This is a genomic window from Salinisphaera sp. G21_0 (assembly GCF_017744115.1).
Classification (GTDB): Bacteria; Pseudomonadota; Gammaproteobacteria; order Pseudomonadales; family Endozoicomonadaceae; genus Endozoicomonas.
In genome coordinates this window covers 47593-64701 of the sequence record NZ_JAGHQW010000015.1, presented here as the reverse complement: position 1 = coordinate 64701, position 17109 = coordinate 47593, and the positions used below count along the sequence as shown (strand labels likewise).

14 protein-coding genes are annotated in these 17109 nt (G+C 48.5%); 9 read left to right on the top strand and 5 right to left on the bottom strand.

Annotated features, from left to right (window positions below):
- Positions 1–5: 5 nt before the first annotated feature.
- Positions 6–1157 carry a galactokinase gene (gene galK / locus J7439_RS08980; RefSeq protein WP_209201493.1) on the top strand — a complete coding sequence of 384 codons (1152 nt, stop codon included), beginning with the start codon at positions 6–8 and terminating at the stop codon, positions 1155–1157.
- A gap of 153 nt (positions 1158–1310) precedes the next feature.
- Here the strand turns inward: galK and J7439_RS08975 are convergent, their stop codons facing one another.
- The 3 genes from J7439_RS08975 to J7439_RS08965 form a co-directional block, all read right to left on the bottom strand.
- Complete coding sequence (locus J7439_RS08975) at positions 1311–4160, bottom strand: coiled-coil domain-containing protein (RefSeq protein ID WP_209201492.1); 2850 nt, start codon at positions 4158–4160, stop codon at positions 1311–1313.
- A 416-nt stretch (positions 4161–4576) separates the two neighbouring features.
- Entirely contained in the window at positions 4577–4960 is a 384-nt protein-coding gene (locus J7439_RS08970; RefSeq protein ID WP_209201491.1) for a hypothetical protein, read from the bottom strand.
- A gap of 146 nt (positions 4961–5106) precedes the next feature.
- Positions 5107–7077, bottom strand: a complete 1971-nt coding sequence (locus J7439_RS08965) for a hypothetical protein (RefSeq protein WP_209201490.1) — start codon at positions 7075–7077, stop codon at positions 5107–5109.
- A gap of 579 nt (positions 7078–7656) precedes the next feature.
- Between J7439_RS08965 and J7439_RS08960 the strand changes: the two genes are divergently transcribed.
- The 4 genes from J7439_RS08960 (at position 7657) to J7439_RS08945 (ending at position 11416) form a co-directional block, all read left to right on the top strand.
- Positions 7657–8577: a bile acid:sodium symporter family protein gene (locus tag J7439_RS08960; RefSeq protein WP_209201489.1), complete on the top strand. Its 921-nt coding sequence runs from the start codon at positions 7657–7659 to the stop codon at positions 8575–8577.
- Between the two features lie 253 nt (positions 8578–8830).
- Positions 8831–9532, top strand: a complete 702-nt coding sequence (locus J7439_RS08955) for an MlaA family lipoprotein (RefSeq protein ID WP_209201488.1) — start codon at positions 8831–8833, stop codon at positions 9530–9532.
- A 196-nt stretch (positions 9533–9728) separates the two neighbouring features.
- Positions 9729–10910 (top strand): SpoIIE family protein phosphatase, encoded by a 1182-nt coding sequence (locus J7439_RS08950; RefSeq protein WP_502950418.1) that lies wholly within the window; start codon positions 9729–9731, stop codon positions 10908–10910.
- A gap of 2 nt (positions 10911–10912) precedes the next feature.
- Entirely contained in the window at positions 10913–11416 is a 504-nt protein-coding gene (locus tag J7439_RS08945) for an STAS domain-containing protein (RefSeq protein WP_209201486.1), read from the top strand.
- 27 nt (positions 11417–11443) lie between these two features.
- On the opposite strand, the gene dusA is transcribed toward J7439_RS08945, so the two are convergent.
- Together dusA and J7439_RS08935 are read right to left on the bottom strand one after the other, a co-directional pair.
- On the bottom strand, positions 11444–12451 hold the full coding sequence (gene dusA, locus J7439_RS08940) for a tRNA dihydrouridine(20/20a) synthase DusA (RefSeq protein WP_209201485.1): 1008 nt from the start codon (positions 12449–12451) through the stop codon (positions 11444–11446).
- A gap of 286 nt (positions 12452–12737) precedes the next feature.
- Complete coding sequence (locus J7439_RS08935) at positions 12738–12887, bottom strand: hypothetical protein (RefSeq protein ID WP_209201484.1); 150 nt, start codon at positions 12885–12887, stop codon at positions 12738–12740.
- Positions 12888–12926: 39 nt separating this feature from the next.
- Between J7439_RS08935 and recQ the strand changes: the two genes are divergently transcribed.
- The 4 genes from recQ to cpaB all read left to right on the top strand — a co-directional run bounded on the left by recQ (position 12927) and on the right by cpaB (position 17100).
- Positions 12927–15137 carry a DNA helicase RecQ gene (recQ, locus tag J7439_RS08930; protein WP_209201483.1) on the top strand — a complete coding sequence of 737 codons (2211 nt, stop codon included), beginning with the start codon at positions 12927–12929 and terminating at the stop codon, positions 15135–15137.
- Positions 15138–15351: 214 nt separating this feature from the next.
- Positions 15352–15552 carry a Flp family type IVb pilin gene (locus tag J7439_RS26410; protein ID WP_286198261.1) on the top strand — a complete coding sequence of 67 codons (201 nt, stop codon included), beginning with the start codon at positions 15352–15354 and terminating at the stop codon, positions 15550–15552.
- A 156-nt stretch (positions 15553–15708) separates the two neighbouring features.
- Positions 15709–16233 carry an A24 family peptidase gene (locus J7439_RS08920; protein WP_209201482.1) on the top strand — a complete coding sequence of 175 codons (525 nt, stop codon included), beginning with the start codon at positions 15709–15711 and terminating at the stop codon, positions 16231–16233.
- A 57-nt stretch (positions 16234–16290) separates the two neighbouring features.
- On the top strand, positions 16291–17100 hold the full coding sequence (gene cpaB / locus J7439_RS08915) for a Flp pilus assembly protein CpaB (protein WP_209201481.1): 810 nt from the start codon (positions 16291–16293) through the stop codon (positions 17098–17100).
- Positions 17101–17109 lie beyond the last annotated feature (9 nt).

Here is a 17109-nt window from a genome sequence, read left to right as displayed (position 1 = left end):
GTAAGATGAACCAGAAACAAACCCTGACTGCACTGTTCGAGAAAACCTTCGGCCATCAGCCAACCCACTATTTCCAGGCACCTGGCCGGGTCAATCTGATTGGTGAGCACACCGACTACAACGATGGCTATGTACTGCCCTGTGCCATTGACTACCAGGCAATGATTGCGGCTTCTCCCAGGGATGACCAGAAAGTCATGGCCACTGCGCACAGTTACGACGGGCAGGTCACCGAGTTTGAACTGTCCCTGCCGGTTCCGCACAGTGAAGAGGCCTTCTGGAGCAACTACGTCCGTGGTGTCGCCACCGTACTGCTGGAAAAGGAAATGAGCCTCAAGGGTGTCAATATTGCCATTATTGGCAATGTTCCCCAGGGTGCCGGCCTCAGTTCATCCGCCTGCCTGGAAGTGGTTACCGGACTGACCCTGACCCGAATGGCCGGGCTGGATGTCAGCCTGAAAGAGCTGGCATTGATTGGCCAGCAGGCAGAGAACGAGTTTGTTGGCTGCAAGTGCGGTATTATGGACCAAATGATTTCCGCCTGTGGCAAGGAAGACCATGCCATGCTGCTGGACTGCCGGTCCCTGGATACCCGACTGGTGCCCATCCCTGAAAACGCGGCGGTGGTGATTATCAACTCCAATGTCAAACGTGGCCTGGTAGACAGTGAATACAACACCCGTCGTACACAGTGCGAAGCAGCAGCACAGCACTTTGGCGTCAAAGCCCTGCGGGATATTACCCTGGACCAGCTGGAAGCCAGCCAGGGCGAACTGGATGAACTGACCTACCGCCGGGCCCGCCATGTGGTGACTGAAAATGATCGCACCCTGGCCGCTGCCGAAGCACTGGGCAGGGGTGACCTGGAAGCCATGGGCAGATTAATGGCTGAATCCCATCTCTCCATGCGGGATGAATTTGAGATCACCGTACCACCCATCGACGGTATTGTTGATATTGTCAAAGCTGTGATTGGCAGTGAAGGCGGTGTCAGAATGACCGGTGGCGGCTTTGGCGGTTGCGTCGTTGCACTGATTCCGGCAGAAAAAGTGGATGCGGTCAAACAGGCGGTTACTGAACACTATCCGACCTGCTCCAATGGCCTTGTGGCTGATATCTACGTTTGCCGTGCCTCCCAGGGGGCTGGTGAAGTATAACCCTGCTAATCAATGGGCCCCCTCAAGGGGTCCCTGTCCTGAAGTTATTGACTTCAGAAACCCGGTTCCCGGGTAACAATAATATCGATACACATAAAAATACCTCTGAATCGCTTCAGAGGTATCCTCAGCCAGATGTTCACCTGATAAGTGTCACGCTTCGTCGCTGCTATCTCCGCTGAGAGGCATTGTTAACGACTCCATTGTATACATATCCCTCGTACTACTCACACTATGGTAGGTAATTTCCGAACGTGATCCAGAGTCAAAATTCTCATTTAATAGTTCCTGAATGTCAGGGTAAGGATCACGAATGGAGTAATCCTCCGAGGATGAAAAGCCGTCCCCATAACGTCCCATCGGTGTCAGGCCACCTCTCAAACTGGAGCTGTCCTGCATGTGGGTCGGCCTTGATGAAACCATTGTTCCATCAGCTGTCAATTGACTCTGTAATTGCAATGAAGTGTACGCTGAATCCACACCAGCCTGGTTCAGACTACTCTGGCCGACGGCTGCACCCTCAACAACCCCCAGGTCGGCAGCAAGCCCTCTTTGGATCTCATACTGGGACACGCCATCAAAGCCTGACGTACTCGTTATCAATGAAGAAGAGCCTGACTCAATAGACCTCTCTTCTCTTTTAATGGTGACACTTGTCTTGCTACTACTTTCCATCAGCTCTGTTCTTGATTCCAGAGAAGCAAGTCTATTTTCGTTCTGTCCCTGCTCCGTTCTTATGGTCGAGAACTCTTTACCCAGTCCTTTTAAATCACTCTTTATATCATTCACCATTGAGGCAAAGTTCGGGATATTCATAATTGGTTCTATGTTGCGGATAAATTCCTGTATTTTTTCCTCACAACGCTGTAAACGACCACTGAAGTCATCCATACGCTTACCAGTCATTTGTACACCACCTTTTAGTTCAAGAATGCTTTTTTTAATACTGTTGATTACCTCCAGTTGTTCTCGTAACTCCCTGATCTCAACTTCTGCTTTATTCATTATAGAAATATGACCATTGATGGTTGCCGCCCCCTTCTTGCAATCCAGTTCAGATTCAGCCAGTTTTTGCTGCAGCTGATCGACCTGTTCACGCAGCGTATCTATTTGTGTCTGGGATACCCTTTGCTGTTCCTGAAGTATGGCAATTTTTTGCTCTTTTACTGCAACATCCTGGCGTAGTCTTTGAATTTCTTCCTTATTACCTTCAGCTTTAGCGGTAGCCAATTCGGCACTAAGGCCTCGTACCTGAGTGTTCAGATCACGAATCTCTTTCTCACGCGCCGAAATTGATGACAAATGAGTCTGAATTAATTCCTGCTGACTCTGGGTCGTTTGTTGAAAATTTTCAATATCTATTTTATGAGATTTCTGCTCCTTCATCAGAGCCTGATCCGTTTTACCCTTTTCAAGTAAAGCTGCATCGTACAGGGCCCGGTTATCCCTGGCCTGCTTATGAGCTGTTTCCAATTCACCCATTAGTTTCTGATTTTTCTGCTGCAACTCTGTATTAAGGGTTTTTGTATTATTAAACTCCGTTCCCATGCGATGCATAGTGCCAAGTTCTGACACCTGTTGTTCGATTCGTTGCTCTAAACCTTTAATATTTTTTTCACTTTCTTTCAGTTCTTGCTCCAGATGAGCAACCCGTGCCTTACTTTGACCCACCTCCTCCCGTAAAGAGTCAACTTCTTTTCCCATTCGTGCACGTTCAGTCTGGAGATTTTCTATTAACTCCAGTTTCTCCTTTAGCGTGGTCTGCAGTTGCCTGGCGCGTTCCGATACGTGATTTTTATCCGCCTGAACCCTTGTCAGCTGCTGTTCCAGGGAAAGTGCCTCTTTCTTTACTTCCGAAAGTTCTTTTTGTGTATCACTTAATAAATTCTCCGAGCGGGTCAGTTGACCATTGGCAGCCTCCAGACTGGTTTTCGTGTTATGTAGTTCATTTTGCAACCGGGTCTCATTTTTCCGATATGAGTCCAACTCTTCTCTTAACTGGTTCTTCTTCAGGTTTATTGCAGACAGCGCTTGCCCATCCCGCTCAATCTCTTTGTTCAAAAAAGCCACGCGACGATCCATATTCTCAATAGTCGCTGACAGCTCTGACTTTTCAGTCACCAGCTCTGACATTGTGGTTTTCAGCTGAAGATTCTTCTCAGCCTCTGCATACATCTTTTCTTCAGCATTGCTTGCATGGTCTAACGCGCGATTGAGCTGACCTTCCAGAGACTGTTTATCGGCATGCGCAGATTGCAGCGCATTGTTTAGTCGGGCTACCTCTTGCTCTGCCTCGCTCCATTTCAATTGAACCTGCTCCGATTGCTCTCTCTCCCCTTTGAGCTCATGGTTGACAGTATTAAGAGTGTCTCTCGTCTGCTCCTGTAACTCAGTTAATGATGTTTTCTCAGCCAGTAGCTCCACGATTGTTTGACGAGCCATCTGGTGAGAGTCCAGGAGTCGCTCGGTACAATCAGTCATACGCTGGCTCGAATCCTCCCATCTTGAGGCCCTTCGCTCCTTCGCTAATAATTCAGTATATCTGTCAGGAGGAATATCAGCTCTTTTTGCCAGGTGACGATTCCGTTGTTCACTGGCTTTTAGTTTTTCCTCAGTGTCACGAAGTGCCATGCGAAGTTCGTTTTTCTGCATCATTAGCTCATTGTTGTGTTCCTTCAATCTGGACATAGCCTCAGGGTTAGCATGATCAACAACACGACCACCAAAAGGGGGGGAGCCATCAAATGATGGAGCTGCCCCTGCATACTGATGTCCTGACAAATGAGGCGTGCCAGCCTCGTAATTAGCTACTCCACTCCCCCCCCAGGAAACCTGCCTCTGCCCCTTTTCGGGAACAGAAGATGGCACACCAGTATATAAGCTGGGTTGTGACACCGCGGGGGGAGGTGTCATGATATTGCTATAAGACATTTTATTACCTTGCATTTTTTGTTGGGCCAAAATAACAATGCTTGGAGAAGATAAAGCTGGAGAAAGTTGCATGAATTCATATTTTTTTTAAAATCAAAAGACAGTGTTTTAATTTCAATATCCGATAACTCATTATCTGAAAACCAGGGAGAGACAACTCGACAATCGGGTTGTTCGGGGTTTTAGACCAATTTCACGACTACATGGATGCCGGCGCAGGCACACCGTTTCAATGAGTTTGAGGTGTAATCTCCGCGCAGGATGCACGGACGAAGGGTGATTGGCGCAGTCTTGGGTATGGTGTTTACACCCTTCGACTCCGCCTGGGACGAACAAAGTTTGGGCGTCATTGATAGAGAGAAACCATCAATTACATTGAAACCATGTACCAGGGGAACACAGGAGCGGTTGCCGCGCAGGACAGTTTAATACGGCAGGGTTCTCGGAGGCTGACTATGCAAAGCATAAACCAGATAGCATAGCCGTAGCTATACTTCCGGATTATCGGGTACAGTTGAAGCATCCGCTTCCGGCCTGGAAGACACTGGCAGACTGTCCGTGTTAGCGCCGGAATCGGCCCGATCAGGCGCTTTTGCCCATATCTTCCGATTAAGCCAGCCGGTGTTCTGCCGTATAGCATCGACAATAGCCGTACTCTTTTTCCATGTCCATGAGGCCATGGGCTTCGCTCCGTAATCAAAAGCCAGATACAAGGATTTGCAGAGCTGGCTATAGGGCCACTTCACTAAACCAATCATGGCATTATCCAGCCGAACTGCAGCCACCGCGTTGCTTGCTGTTGATAAGGCCTGATCTATCCCTGGAGGACCATTATCAGAAGCCCCGTCTACCATAGTGGGACATTCACTCATCAAAGCTGAGCGCTGATCTTGTCCAGCTGTCTGCTCATTTAGACTTAAAGTCCAGGGTAGTATGTCAGTCTGCAATTGGTGCAAGGTGGAAACATCTGTTCCACCTGTTGCTTGCGATAATGCCGTCCTTTGGGTTGCTACTGGCGTTATGGCTTTTGTTCAACATTTTCGGATTCTACTACCTCATTTGCAGCTACTGACCCAGGCGTTTCAGTCCGAGGTAATTCAGCGGTACTTGGATCGTCTTGCTTTTGTTGTTTCTGCTGCGCCTTAAGTTCAATGAATTTTTCCTGTTGTTCCTGCAGCGCCTCAAATTGATTGACTGCTTGCAATAAACGCTCATTCTCGTAATGCAATTCCTGATTTTTTGTCAGCAGTTTGCGCTTTTCTTCATCAATAGCTTTTGATTTAGCGTCCAGCTCCCCGATTGTCATAGCGTCAGCTTCAAGCCTGTCTTTTAATGCTTCTTTTAAACCTGTTAAATCCGCACTATCCGAACGTTCTCCACTAATCAACATTTCCAGAGAATTTAAATCTTCATCTTGCTTTGCTTTTTCTTCTGACAGTTTTTTATTTTCTTCCACCAAACGAGCTACATCACCTTCGTTACTTTTAAGTTTTTCCATGAGGTTATGCAACTCATTAGAAAGGTGGAGAACATTGTTTTCTGCAGCATGAAGCTGATCGGTTATATTTTCCAGCTCATGTTGAGTACCGACATTGACGTTTACCTCTTCCTGCTCCGAGTTACCGTGGACAGGCATACCCAGCAACTCTTCGTCCTCAGAAACTGCCTGTTTTATCAGTAATTCAAGCCCCGCTCCTGGCAGGGCACCTTCGACCATGTGGAACTCAGCATCCGAGGAACCAATCTCTGTCTGGGTATCCGTATTGACCAGCACCGTTAGTGGTTGCTCCTCTACCTGGGAAGCTGTGTCGACACGCTCCCGGGATTCACTTACTGTGACTTCAGATGTCTGCACTCCACGTGAATCCTTTGGAATATCCAGTGTCGCCTGAAGCTCCTTAATACGACTCTCAAGCTGTGATCGGGTATGAATTTCGGTCTTTGCTTTCGCTTCTTTTTCTTTAAGCAGATTAATGTATTGCTCCTTCAAACTCGTTAATTGATCACAAGATTTACTGTATTGTTGTTCAAGCTGAGATACCTGGGCTCTAAGCGATGTTTCCACAAACTGCAGACTTTCATTATTAGCACATTGATCTTTCATCCTCTGATTCAATTCGCGGCATTCCGCCCTCAGCTTTTGAACCTGCTCTTCGTTTTCAGCCTCGATAGCCTTAATAGTTTCTTCATAACCACCCGCTAATGTATCCATTTCAGATTGAAGCGTCGCCGAAAGCTCCTTCAATTCAAGCTTATGCTGATTATCTGACTTCATCGTTTCAAAGAGATGCCGACCTGATAATCTGCATATCTCTGCCTCGTAACGACCCTCTAAATCAGACATTTGCTGCTGGTCTGCTGCTAATTTGCTCTCAAGATTATGAATTACATCAGCCTGTTCCTGTCTGGTCCGCATATCACCTTCCAGATCATGATCATGTTGCTGCCGGGCTGCTTCAAGCTCTTTGGAAAGCTCTGCAATACGTACCGATTTTTCAGCCAGTTGTTTGTCCAATGCAACTCTTAAATCCTGATAACGTTTACTGTTTTCTTCATTATTGATCTCAAGACCATCTGCACGATTGGCTAAACGTTCCAGCAGAACATTGAGCTGATGATTTCTCTTCTGCTCCCGTTTTAATTTAAGCTCCAACTGCTTAGCCTGATCATTAACCTGATCGTTCAGGCTCTTTAACTCACCCGAGTGGGTCTTCCAGGCTGCCAGCTGGGCAGAAACTTCTGCATGCCTCGAATCAATTTGTTGTTTGTGCTGCTTAAGCTTTCCGGCTTCCTGAACCTGCTTTGCCATCATTGGCAGAAGCTTTTGAACCGGCTCTTCAACCCCGGTGATCTTGCGGAACAGGAGTTTCATGCCTCTGCCCGCATCATAGGCCAGGGAGGCAGGGATAAGTATCGGGCTAAGCACAATAGTGGCAAAGTATCCAAACGGGCCAAGCTTGCCAACAAGCCATTTTCCCCATTTGATCAAACCGGGCTTGTTAAAGCCCAGGTCATCAACCGCAGCTTTGGTTGTTTGATGTATTGCATTGGCTCCATCGTTCACACCCTTGATAGCGGATGAATAAGCCGCATCCGGCCCAGCATTGGCAGCCAGGGTTTTTACCGGATTATCAGTTACAGGTCCCATGATCATTCCCTCTCTATGTTTTTATTTAAAATCGATAAAATTGAACTCTTGTTTTAGAGTGGAAAGTTATTAATTAGTTTCCCAGCCAAATAAATATTTTATAAATAAAAAAATAATTTTTAATATCATTAAAGAATAACGAGTTATTTATTCCCGATTCACTGTTAATGTGATTGTCCAAACCGGTGCTCCCACAAGTGAAGGCAGCGGATTATGGTGTCTGAGTTTTCAGCAGCAAAAAGAACTTCCTATGCCTCTCTTTGACCACTCTACAAAAGTTAATTCAATATTCACCCACGCCTTGAGCAGGCATATTAACCGACATAACGTTGTTCTGTGAGCAGGGCTGTGCTTTCAGAGTTTCGGGAGGATGCCCCCTGAACGGAGTTCTCAACAACAATAACAAAGAGAGAAGGTTAGATGGACGTTATAGTCAATATTTCGCTGCTGGTTGCACAAAGCATCATTATGTTTTCACTGGGCCTGGGCCTTGAAATCAGTGATTTTAAACGTGTACTGGAACGTAAAAGGGTGGTGGGCATTGCACTGACGGCCCAGGTCATGGTGCTGCCCCTGCTGGCCTATCTGACGGTGCATTTGTTCTCGTTTTCCCCCGCCTTTGCCGCAGGGCTGATGATCCTGAGCTTCTGCCCCGGGGGCGTAACCAGCAACATTATTTCTAAATTAGCCAAAGGCGATGTGGCGTTATCCGTCTCTTTAACCGCCGTTACCAGTATTCTGGCCTTTGTGTCTGTTCCTTTTTTGGTGTCACTGTCATTGACCCATTTCCTGGGTGATGCATTAAACGAGTATTCCTTCAGTGACATTGCCTTAGTCACCTTTCTGATTACCACGACGCCGGTATCACTCGGGGTGATCTTCCGCCATTTTAAAACGTCAATTGCAGTAAAAATTGAAACCGGGCTCGAACGTTTGGCTTACGTATTGTGGACCATCATCGTGCTTGGTGCAGTGGTGTCCTCCGCCGAAAATGTTATGAATAACTTTTCCCAAGTGGTTTTGGGACTTCTTTTCTTACCCATTGTGATGACGTGTTTTGGTTTGATACTGGGACGATTGTCTAATCTCACCCGTACCGAGTCCAAAACCCTTGCCATTGAAGCCAGCATTCAGAATTCCCCCATGGCGCTGACCCTGACGGTGTTGATCAGTGGCGTGAGTACAGGCTTGCCAGACCTCGCCCTGCCAGCAGCGGTGTATTCGCTGACGATGTATGCGGTTGCGTTCCCGTCCGTGATTTTGTTACGTCGATGGGGTGATGGGGCCAAACAGACTCCGGGCTTTAACCCGACAGCGGATTCACCCAGTCAGGCGGGGTGATACCGGGACATTTGGACAATGGCGATGGTACGGGGAGATTGTTCTCAACCTCTGAAGCTGACCATGGGTTGGCAATAGTACATGAGATCAAGTTAAAATAGCCTCATCATCGCTTTTTTATAACTCATCCCGACAGCTAACCGTCCAGGACAACCGTTTGCGAAACTCATCCCGTCATTGCATGCAACAGAAAACAGGTGTGCCTGAGTCATTGAAGACGTTGAAAATTAACAAGGAATCAAGGATCAAACGTGTGAATCATTCTCCTGCGTTTATTGTTCGTTCAGTTGTCGTAATGGTACTGACACTCTTTCCCGCTTTGACGTTTGGCACTGAACCCGTCTCTTACGATGATCCACTGGAGGGCTGGAACCGCCGGGTGTTCAAACTGAATGACACCCTGGATCACTATGCCCTGAAGCCGGTGGCAAAGACCTACCACTTTGTCACCCCCGGGCCGGTGCAAACATTAGTCAGCAACTTCTTCAGCAACCTCGGGGAACTGAGAAATATCGCCAGTGCCGGCGTCCAGCTCAAAGGGCAGGATGCACTGGTGTCATCAGGCCGCTTCATCATCAATTCAACGGCGGGTATTCTTGGCCTGATTGATGTAGCAACGCCCATGGGGCTTGATAAGCGCTACAGCGATTTCGGGCTGGCTTTTGCCAACTGGGGGATACCTTCCGGACCTTACCTTATGCTTCCGTTACTTGGCCCGAGCACGTTCCGTTCCGGCGTTGGCCGAATTCCTGATGCATTCACCAATCCGGTAGCCTATCATGACACTGAGCGGGATCGCTGGATTCTCGACGGCATTGACCTTATCAATCGTCGCGCTCAATTCCTGGATGCTGAAGAGCTGATTCTTGGAGACCGTTACACCTTTATCCGGGACACTTATTTACAAAGACGTGAATATTTGATCACCGGCCAGCTGCCTGAAGATGACTTCTAACTATAAACCGTCAATGACAATCGCATCAGCCATTGGCTTCGATGACTTTAAGCAAACACATTAATTTGCCAATACTCCCGCTTGCAGCCAAGGCAGCTTGGGAGTATTTTTCCCTTAACTTTACATTTTAATGTGGTTTTTTTATCCGAATGTATCGGGTTCAAGCGGGTCCTTATCTTCACTTTACTTTGCAGGTATATCCATGACCGGCAGTACCATTCTGGTCATCGATGATGACACCATAGTACGTGAAAGCATTGTCGCCTACCTGCAAGGCATCGGTTTCAAAACCCATGAAGCCGGAAATGGACAACAGGGCCTGCATATTTTTCGTGACTGCCATCCGGACCTGATTCTGTGTGATCTTCGCATGCCGATCATGGATGGACTCACCATGCTGAGCCAGGTGCGCAGTGAAGCCAGTGACATCCCCTTTATTGTTGTCTCCGGTGCTGGCGTTATGACCGATGTAGTAGAAGCTCTGCACCTTGGTGCCAGCGATTTCCTGGTTAAGCCGATCGTTGATCTTGAGGTATTAGAGTACGCCATCCACCGGGCTCTTGAAAAAGCCCAGTTACTGATGGAAAACAAGCGCTACCGGGCCAGCCTCGAAGAGGCCATCAACTCTTTGAAAAGCAGCCTGACCCTGTTGCAGGAGGACCAGAAAGCCGGCCGTCAGGTGCAGATGAATATGCTGCCCAGACACCCGCTGGAATACAAGGATTTCAAAGTTGACCATAACATCATCCCATCCCTCTATTTAAGCGGGGATTTTGTCGACTATTTCACGCTCAGTGACCACAGTTTTGCCTTTTATCTGGCCGATGTTTCCGGGCATGGCGCGTCATCTGCTTTTGTTACGGTGCTTCTCAAGCATATGTCCATCAGCCTGCTTCAGGACTATCACAACAACGGCGGTAAAATCAGGGTCAAACCTTCACATGTCCTGAGCTACATTAACCAGAGCCTGCTGAAAACCGGACTGGGAAAACATGTCACCGTGTTTGGTGGCATAGTCAATACCCGTGACCAGACGCTTACCTACTCGTTTGGCGGACATTTTCCATTACCTGTGATCGCTGAAGAAGGCAAAAAGGTCCGTTTTCTTGAAGGCAAAGGCTTACCGGTAGGATTGTTTGAAGATGCTGCCTATGAGGATGTTATTATAGACTTGCCCCGGCAATTCAGCTTAACTATTCTATCTGATGGTATTCTTGAGGTTTTGCCCCAGAAAAGCCTCAAAGAAAAGGAAGATCATTTATTATCGGTTATCGGAGAAGGTGCCGACACCATAGCAACATTGACCGAAAGGCTGGGGCTCAATGATATTCAGGAAGCCCCTGATGACATTGCAATGTTAATACTGGCTCGATACTGATTATGACACCCGGAAAAATTCAGTTTGCCGAAAGCGAAGGTACCTACGTACTTAAGCTGATCGGAGAAGTTCGACTCACCCTCTGCTCCAGTCTGGAGAATCTGCTTCAGGCCATGTTCGAAGAGCCGCGATTTCGTTCTGTGATTGTTGACCTTTCAGAGGCGGAAACCATCGACAGCACGTCACTGGGGCTATTGGCGAAATTATCCATTATGGCCAGAAAGCAGATAGACCAGCGGCCAGTGCTGATATCTCCCCGCCCTGATATCACCAGAATCCTTATGAGCATGGGTTTTGAGCGAATCTTTATCATTGTTGAAGATGTCGCCGGTCAGACCTGCGAATATCAGGACATTGAATGTGAGGAGTGCAGTGAGGAATCCATTCATGCCCGGGTACTGGAAGCCCACAGAACGCTTATGAGCCTGAATGAAGACAACCAGAAGGCCTTCAGTGACCTGGTTAAACAACTGGAGCGCTGCAGGCAGCCAGAGCTGACTGCCTGACGTTTGTTTTCACATTGCCTTCAGGTATTACACGCTTTCCACAAGCCTGACAGCATCAAGCAGCACATCAATCCCGGCACCGGCTTTATGGGCATTTTCACTGATGTGCCTGCGAAAACGACGACCGCCGGGTACACCGTGATAAAGCCCCAACATATGGCGGGTAATATGGCTGAGCCATGTTCCCCGGGCAAGCTCTGACTTAATATAGGGCAGCATCTTCTCGATCACTTCAGCGCGACTCTTCACGGGCTGCTGACAACCATAGAGCCGACCATCCACCTCGGATAGCAGATACGGATTCTGGTAGGCTTCACGACCCAGCATCACTCCATCCACATACTGCAGGTGATGATCGATCTCCTCAAAAGTCTTGATCCCGCCATTGATAGAAATATTCAGCCTGGGAAACTGAGTTTTAAGTGCATACACCCAATCTGGTTTTAACGGCGGAATATCCCGATTCTCTTTCGGAGAAAGCCCTTCAAGAACGGCAATTCGGGCATGAACGATAAAGGTATCGCACCCCGCCTCTGCCACGGTACCGACAAAGTCCAGCAACTCTTCCCAGGACTCACGACCATTAATACCAATACGATGCTTTACTGTTACCGGAATGGATACACGCTCTTTCATGGCTCTGACAGCATTGGCTACGGTTTCCGGCTCGGCCATCAGACAGGCACCGATACGGCCATTTTGCACCCGGTCACTGGGACAACCCACGTTCAGGTTAACTTCCTGATAACCCCGTTCTTCCGCCAGCCCGGCGCAAAAGGCAAGGTCGCTGGCATCATGTCCACCAAGCTGAATGGCCAATGGGTATTCAAATGCATCATGCTGTAAAAAGCGGTCTTTATCGCCGAATACCAGGGCACCGGTGGTGACCATCTCGGTGTACAGCAGTGCCCGCTCAGACAGGACACGGTGGAAGTAGCGACAGTGTCTATCAGTCCAGTCCATCATTGGTGCCACGGAAAATCGCCGATCCGGTGAAACCACCGTTGTCTCTTTATTAGCTATAGGTTGATTCATTAACCACTAAGGTCCACTGAAAAAATCTGAAAAACCCCGAAATCGACTGCCATTTACTACGTATTTGCTACGCATTTACTACCCAATAAAAGTAGTGAAACACGACCTCAGAACCCTGAAAAAAATAGTTATCAAGTATGACAACCTCAACAAGAAAAACAAAGTCGGGAAATGTGCGGTATACCGTTCAGATTCAAAAAAACTATAAAAGGTGGCAAGTGTACTAGCCCGAATATTTTTTTAGCAAAAAACAGTGGGAAGGCTATTCTTGCTTAAAACCGAAAGGCTACGGAGGGCAAAGGGTGATTGCCTGTTCTCCTGCGCTGGTGATAATTACTTCAATAAAAATTGCCATATCAATTTCCACGGGCCAACCTTTTTGAACCAGCAAAAAAGTTGAAAATGGCAGCATAAAGACGGTAAAAAGGACAACCATTGGAATTTCTATCCTGAAACAGCCTGAATTCAAATAGCTATGTCCGCACCAGCACTAGAAATACTCAATTCCGTCTTTGGATACGATGCATTTCGCTCACATCAGAGCGCCATTATCGACAACATACTGGCTCGTAACGACACGCTGGCCATCATGCCCACCGGTGGTGGAAAGTCTATCTGTTACCAGATCCCGGCTCTGATCTTTCCGGGACTGACCCTGGTAATCTCACCGCTGATCTCCCTGATGGAAGATCAGGTCCATCAACTGACTTCTCTGGGCATTCCCGCCGCCCTGTTAAACAGCACCCTGAGCAGTGCGGATTATCATAACACTCTGGGCCAGGTGCAGAATGGCAACATCAAACTGCTGTATATGGCACCGGAAACCCTGATGCTGGAACGTACGCAACAGTTGCTCAGCACCCTCAACATTGACTGCCTGACCATTGATGAAGCCCACTGCATCTCCGAATGGGGTCATGATTTCCGCCCGGAATACCGGCAACTGGCAGAGGTGCGCCGACTCTTTCCAAATGCCGTCTGTGTGGCACTGACAGCCACCGCCACACCGAGGGTACAGCAGGATATAAAAACCAGTCTGCAGATGTCCGACACCAATGAGTTTATCGCCAGCTTTAACCGGACCAACCTGTTTCTGGAAGTGATGGAAAAAAAGAAGCCTGTTGACCAGACCCTGAAACTGATTGAGAAATACCAGAATCAGTCCGGCATTATCTACTGCAATTCCAGGAAACAGGTGGATGAGCTGACGCAGATTCTGGCGGATAACGGTTGTTCCGTAGCGCCCTATCATGCCGGGCTCTCCAGTGAAGAAAGGAAGACTAACCAGTCCGCTTTTATCCGGGATGATATACAGATCATGGTGGCCACCGTAGCGTTTGGCATGGGCATCAATAAATCCAACGTTCGTTTTGTTCTCCACTTTGATATGCCTCAGAATATTGAAAGCTACTACCAGCAGATCGGCCGTGCCGGGCGGGACGGACTGCCTGCCAACTGCCACTTCCTGTTCAGCTATGGCGATATTCAGAAGGTCAAGTTCTTTATCAACCAGAAACCCGATTCGGAACAGCGCATCGCCAACCTGCACCTGAACGCTCTGATCGGCTATGCAGAATCCGAGGAGTGCCGGAGAGCACCGCTGCTGCACTATTTCGGTGAAGCCTATAGCCAGGAAAACTGCCAGCTCTGCGACAACTGCTTATCCGAGAAACAGCCGTTTACTGATGTGACCGTACCCGCCCAGAAACTGCTCTCCTGCATCTATCGCACAGGACAGCTCTTTGGTGTGTCCTATATCATTGATGTGCTGCGGGGATCAAAATCCAAAAGAATCCGGGAACGGCAACATGACCAGATTCCCACCTACGGCATCGGTACTGAATTGACCAGACCCCAGTGGCAGCAGCTGGCCCGTAAATTGATCCAGGAAAACCTGGTACTTCAGGATGCGGAATACGGCAGCTTAAAACTGACCGACAACTCCCGTGCCGTACTCAAAGGGGCTCAGCAAATCCAGATCAGGCTTACGCAAAGAGCAGAACCTGCCAGTAAAGCAACAGCAGAGAAACAGAGCAGTCTGGAGTATAACCACGAGTTGTTTAATATTCTCAGAGCCTGTCGCAAGGTGTTGGCAGATCAGGAGAACGTGCCGCCTTACGTTATTTTTTCCGATAAAACCCTGATTGAAATGTCGGCCAGATTTCCACAATCCAGATACAGTCTGCTACAGATCAGCGGTGTTGGTCAGGTAAAACTGGATCACTATGGCGATGCGTTTCTCCATGAAATCATCTCATTTTGCGAAAAACATCAGATAGAAGAGATCGCAAAACCCTCTGCCATTGACAGCCGCCCCCGTCATCGAACAGTAAGCCGGGGCAGACATGTTGAGGTTGGGGAGTCGTTCAGCAAGTATAACTGTCTCAACCGTCTTCAGGACGAGTTCAATCTGAAGCTGCCTACCCTGCTCAGCCATCTCTATAAATACCAGACGGAAGTCGCTCATCTGCCGGTTTCGGATGCTTTTCTCCAACAGTCCCGGTTATTGCCTGCACAACAGGTTCGTGTTCTGGAAGCCATAGACACCCACGGTACAGACCGTTTACGACCACTGTTTGATGCGATGCAGGAACAGGTTTCTTATGATGAGTTGCATCTGTTAAGACTGCACTATCTGGTTCATCATCCGCAATCACTCACGGACAAAACCGACGACAACAGATAAAAAATCAAAAAGGGATCCGGCTCGTTGCAGGATATAAACTCGCCGAAGAAATATCCGTTCAGATGGCATACAGATAAAATATTGACCAAATTCACACAAACTATAGACACAAATTGACAAAGCTGATTAATATATGTCCAGCGATTGTAGGGATGTTAGTACCAATCGCTCCCAAACCGATCACATTTATAAAGTTAGTAAAAGGATTATTAACATGATCAGGCAATTGATTCGCGATTTCCTTAAAGAAGAAGATGGGCTGGCTGCTGTTGAGTATGCTTTGTTAGCAGGTGCTGTTATTGCTGCTGTAGGGACTTTAACAACTGCATTTAATGATACCAATATCTTTGATACAGCAGCTAACGCTATTGCCCCTGATAGTGCTGACGGTGGTGGTAACGAAGGTGATGTTTAATAACCTCTGACCTCATTCCCACGGTTCTCCGTGGGATTGCATACGACCAAAGACAACCCAAAGCAGACAAGCCGTAAGGTCGGTATCCCCATGTTGACCCACTAGAGCGTAAAAGCATGGGAACGAAAACCAATAAAGAAAAAACACGGACCCCCCATGCAGGTAACGGATTACCCGCAGGCCCTGACTCTTCTGCTATGCAGCACTCTGTTACTGGCCTGCTATTTCGATAGTCGATACAACCGAATTCCCAACTGGCTAAATGGCACTGTGATTGTTCTAGCCATTGCCTTTCACACCATCACCGACAGCACAATCGGTCTGATGTTTTCCACATTGGGCACCCTCACCGGCTTTGCCTGCTTCTTCCCCGGCTACCTGTTTAACAAAGCCATCGGTGCCGGTGATGTAAAACTGATGACCGCACTGGGTGCCATACTCGGCAGCCAGGCAATCTTTGTTTCCGCCCTGTTTACCCTGATCTCCGGCGGCATACTGGCACTGTTTTATATTGCCCTTAAAGGCCAGCTGCTACCCACAATTCAGCGTTACTGGCTAAGCACACAACTAATGACTTATTTATCACCGGTTGATGGCGAGGTGGCCACGGGCAAATTCCCCTATGCCCTGGCCATTACCACCGGCGTTATTCTGCAATTTTATTATCAGACACTGGTTTAGCCGTTGTTTCCTGACAACCTACGCCTTTATCAATATTGAAACAGCAAGGAAGCACCCATGAACGGACGCACATTGGGTATGCTGGGTTTCTCCGCAGTGATGGGACTCACTGCCGCCTGGTATGCCAGCACACAACTGAACGGGGCAGAATCCACCCAGCCGGTTCAGGCCCAGCAGCAGGGTATCCCCATGGGGCAGGTGCTGGTGGCAAAAGAGACCATTCCCTTCGGCACTCCCCTGACCAATGACCTGGTCTCCACCATGGATATTGCCCTTGAACATCTGCCAGACGGTGCCCTGACCAGGCTTACAGAGATAAACGGCAAGATGGCCCTGAATGCATTGTTGCCGGGGGATATTATTATGTCCGCACGGTTAACCGATGCCGGTACCGGTGGTTTGCTGGCCACCCGGGTACAGCCGGGCATGCGGGCGGTGAGCGTTCGGGTAAACGACGTCAGTGGTGTCGCCGGTTTTGTGCTGCCCGGCGACCGGGTGGATGTGTTGTCCATCCAAACTGCCCGCAGCGGTGGCTCTAATAATACGGACAACTCCGAAATTCTTCTTTCAGATGTGGTAGTGCTGGCAGTAGACCAGCAGGCTATCAACGACAGCGGTCGTCCCCAGGTGGTGCGCTCGGTGACCTTGGAAGTCTCGCCACGGGACAGCGAATCCCTGGTGCTGGCCAGCAGCCGTGGCAGCCTGCAACTTTCTTTGCGTAATCCGGAAGAATCGTTGTATCCGGAGATAGAAGATGACCGGCTGCAGATTATCCGGGGCACCTCCCGGGAGCTGACCCGACTGAAAGGCCAGCCTGTCAGTCCTGGTGCTTCCGGGCAACCGGCCTCTCTGGCTTCCAGCAACTGATCAGGGGTA

Bases quoted from the DNA above. Each gene is read 5' to 3' on its own strand.
- dusA (WP_209201485.1), bottom strand. From the start codon at position 12,451: ATGAATCAACCTATAGCTAATAAAGAGACAACGGTGGTTTCACCGGAT.
- J7439_RS08945 (WP_209201486.1), top strand. From the start codon at position 10,913: ATGACACCCGGAAAAATTCAGTTTGCCGAAAGCGAAGGTACCTACGTA.
- J7439_RS26410 (WP_286198261.1), top strand. From the start codon at position 15,352: ATGATCAGGCAATTGATTCGCGATTTCCTTAAAGAAGAAGATGGGCTG.
- J7439_RS08970 (WP_209201491.1), bottom strand. From the start codon at position 4,960: ATGAGTGAATGTCCCACTATGGTAGACGGGGCTTCTGATAATGGTCCT.
- galK (WP_209201493.1), top strand. From the start codon at position 6: ATGAACCAGAAACAAACCCTGACTGCACTGTTCGAGAAAACCTTCGGC.
- cpaB (WP_209201481.1), top strand. From the start codon at position 16,291: ATGAACGGACGCACATTGGGTATGCTGGGTTTCTCCGCAGTGATGGGA.
- J7439_RS08975 (WP_209201492.1), bottom strand. From the start codon at position 4,160: ATGCAACTTTCTCCAGCTTTATCTTCTCCAAGCATTGTTATTTTGGCC.
- recQ (WP_209201483.1), top strand. From the start codon at position 12,927: ATGTCCGCACCAGCACTAGAAATACTCAATTCCGTCTTTGGATACGAT.
- J7439_RS08960 (WP_209201489.1), top strand. From the start codon at position 7,657: ATGGACGTTATAGTCAATATTTCGCTGCTGGTTGCACAAAGCATCATT.
- J7439_RS08920 (WP_209201482.1), top strand. From the start codon at position 15,709: ATGCAGGTAACGGATTACCCGCAGGCCCTGACTCTTCTGCTATGCAGC.
- J7439_RS08935 (WP_209201484.1), bottom strand. From the start codon at position 12,887: ATGGTTGTCCTTTTTACCGTCTTTATGCTGCCATTTTCAACTTTTTTG.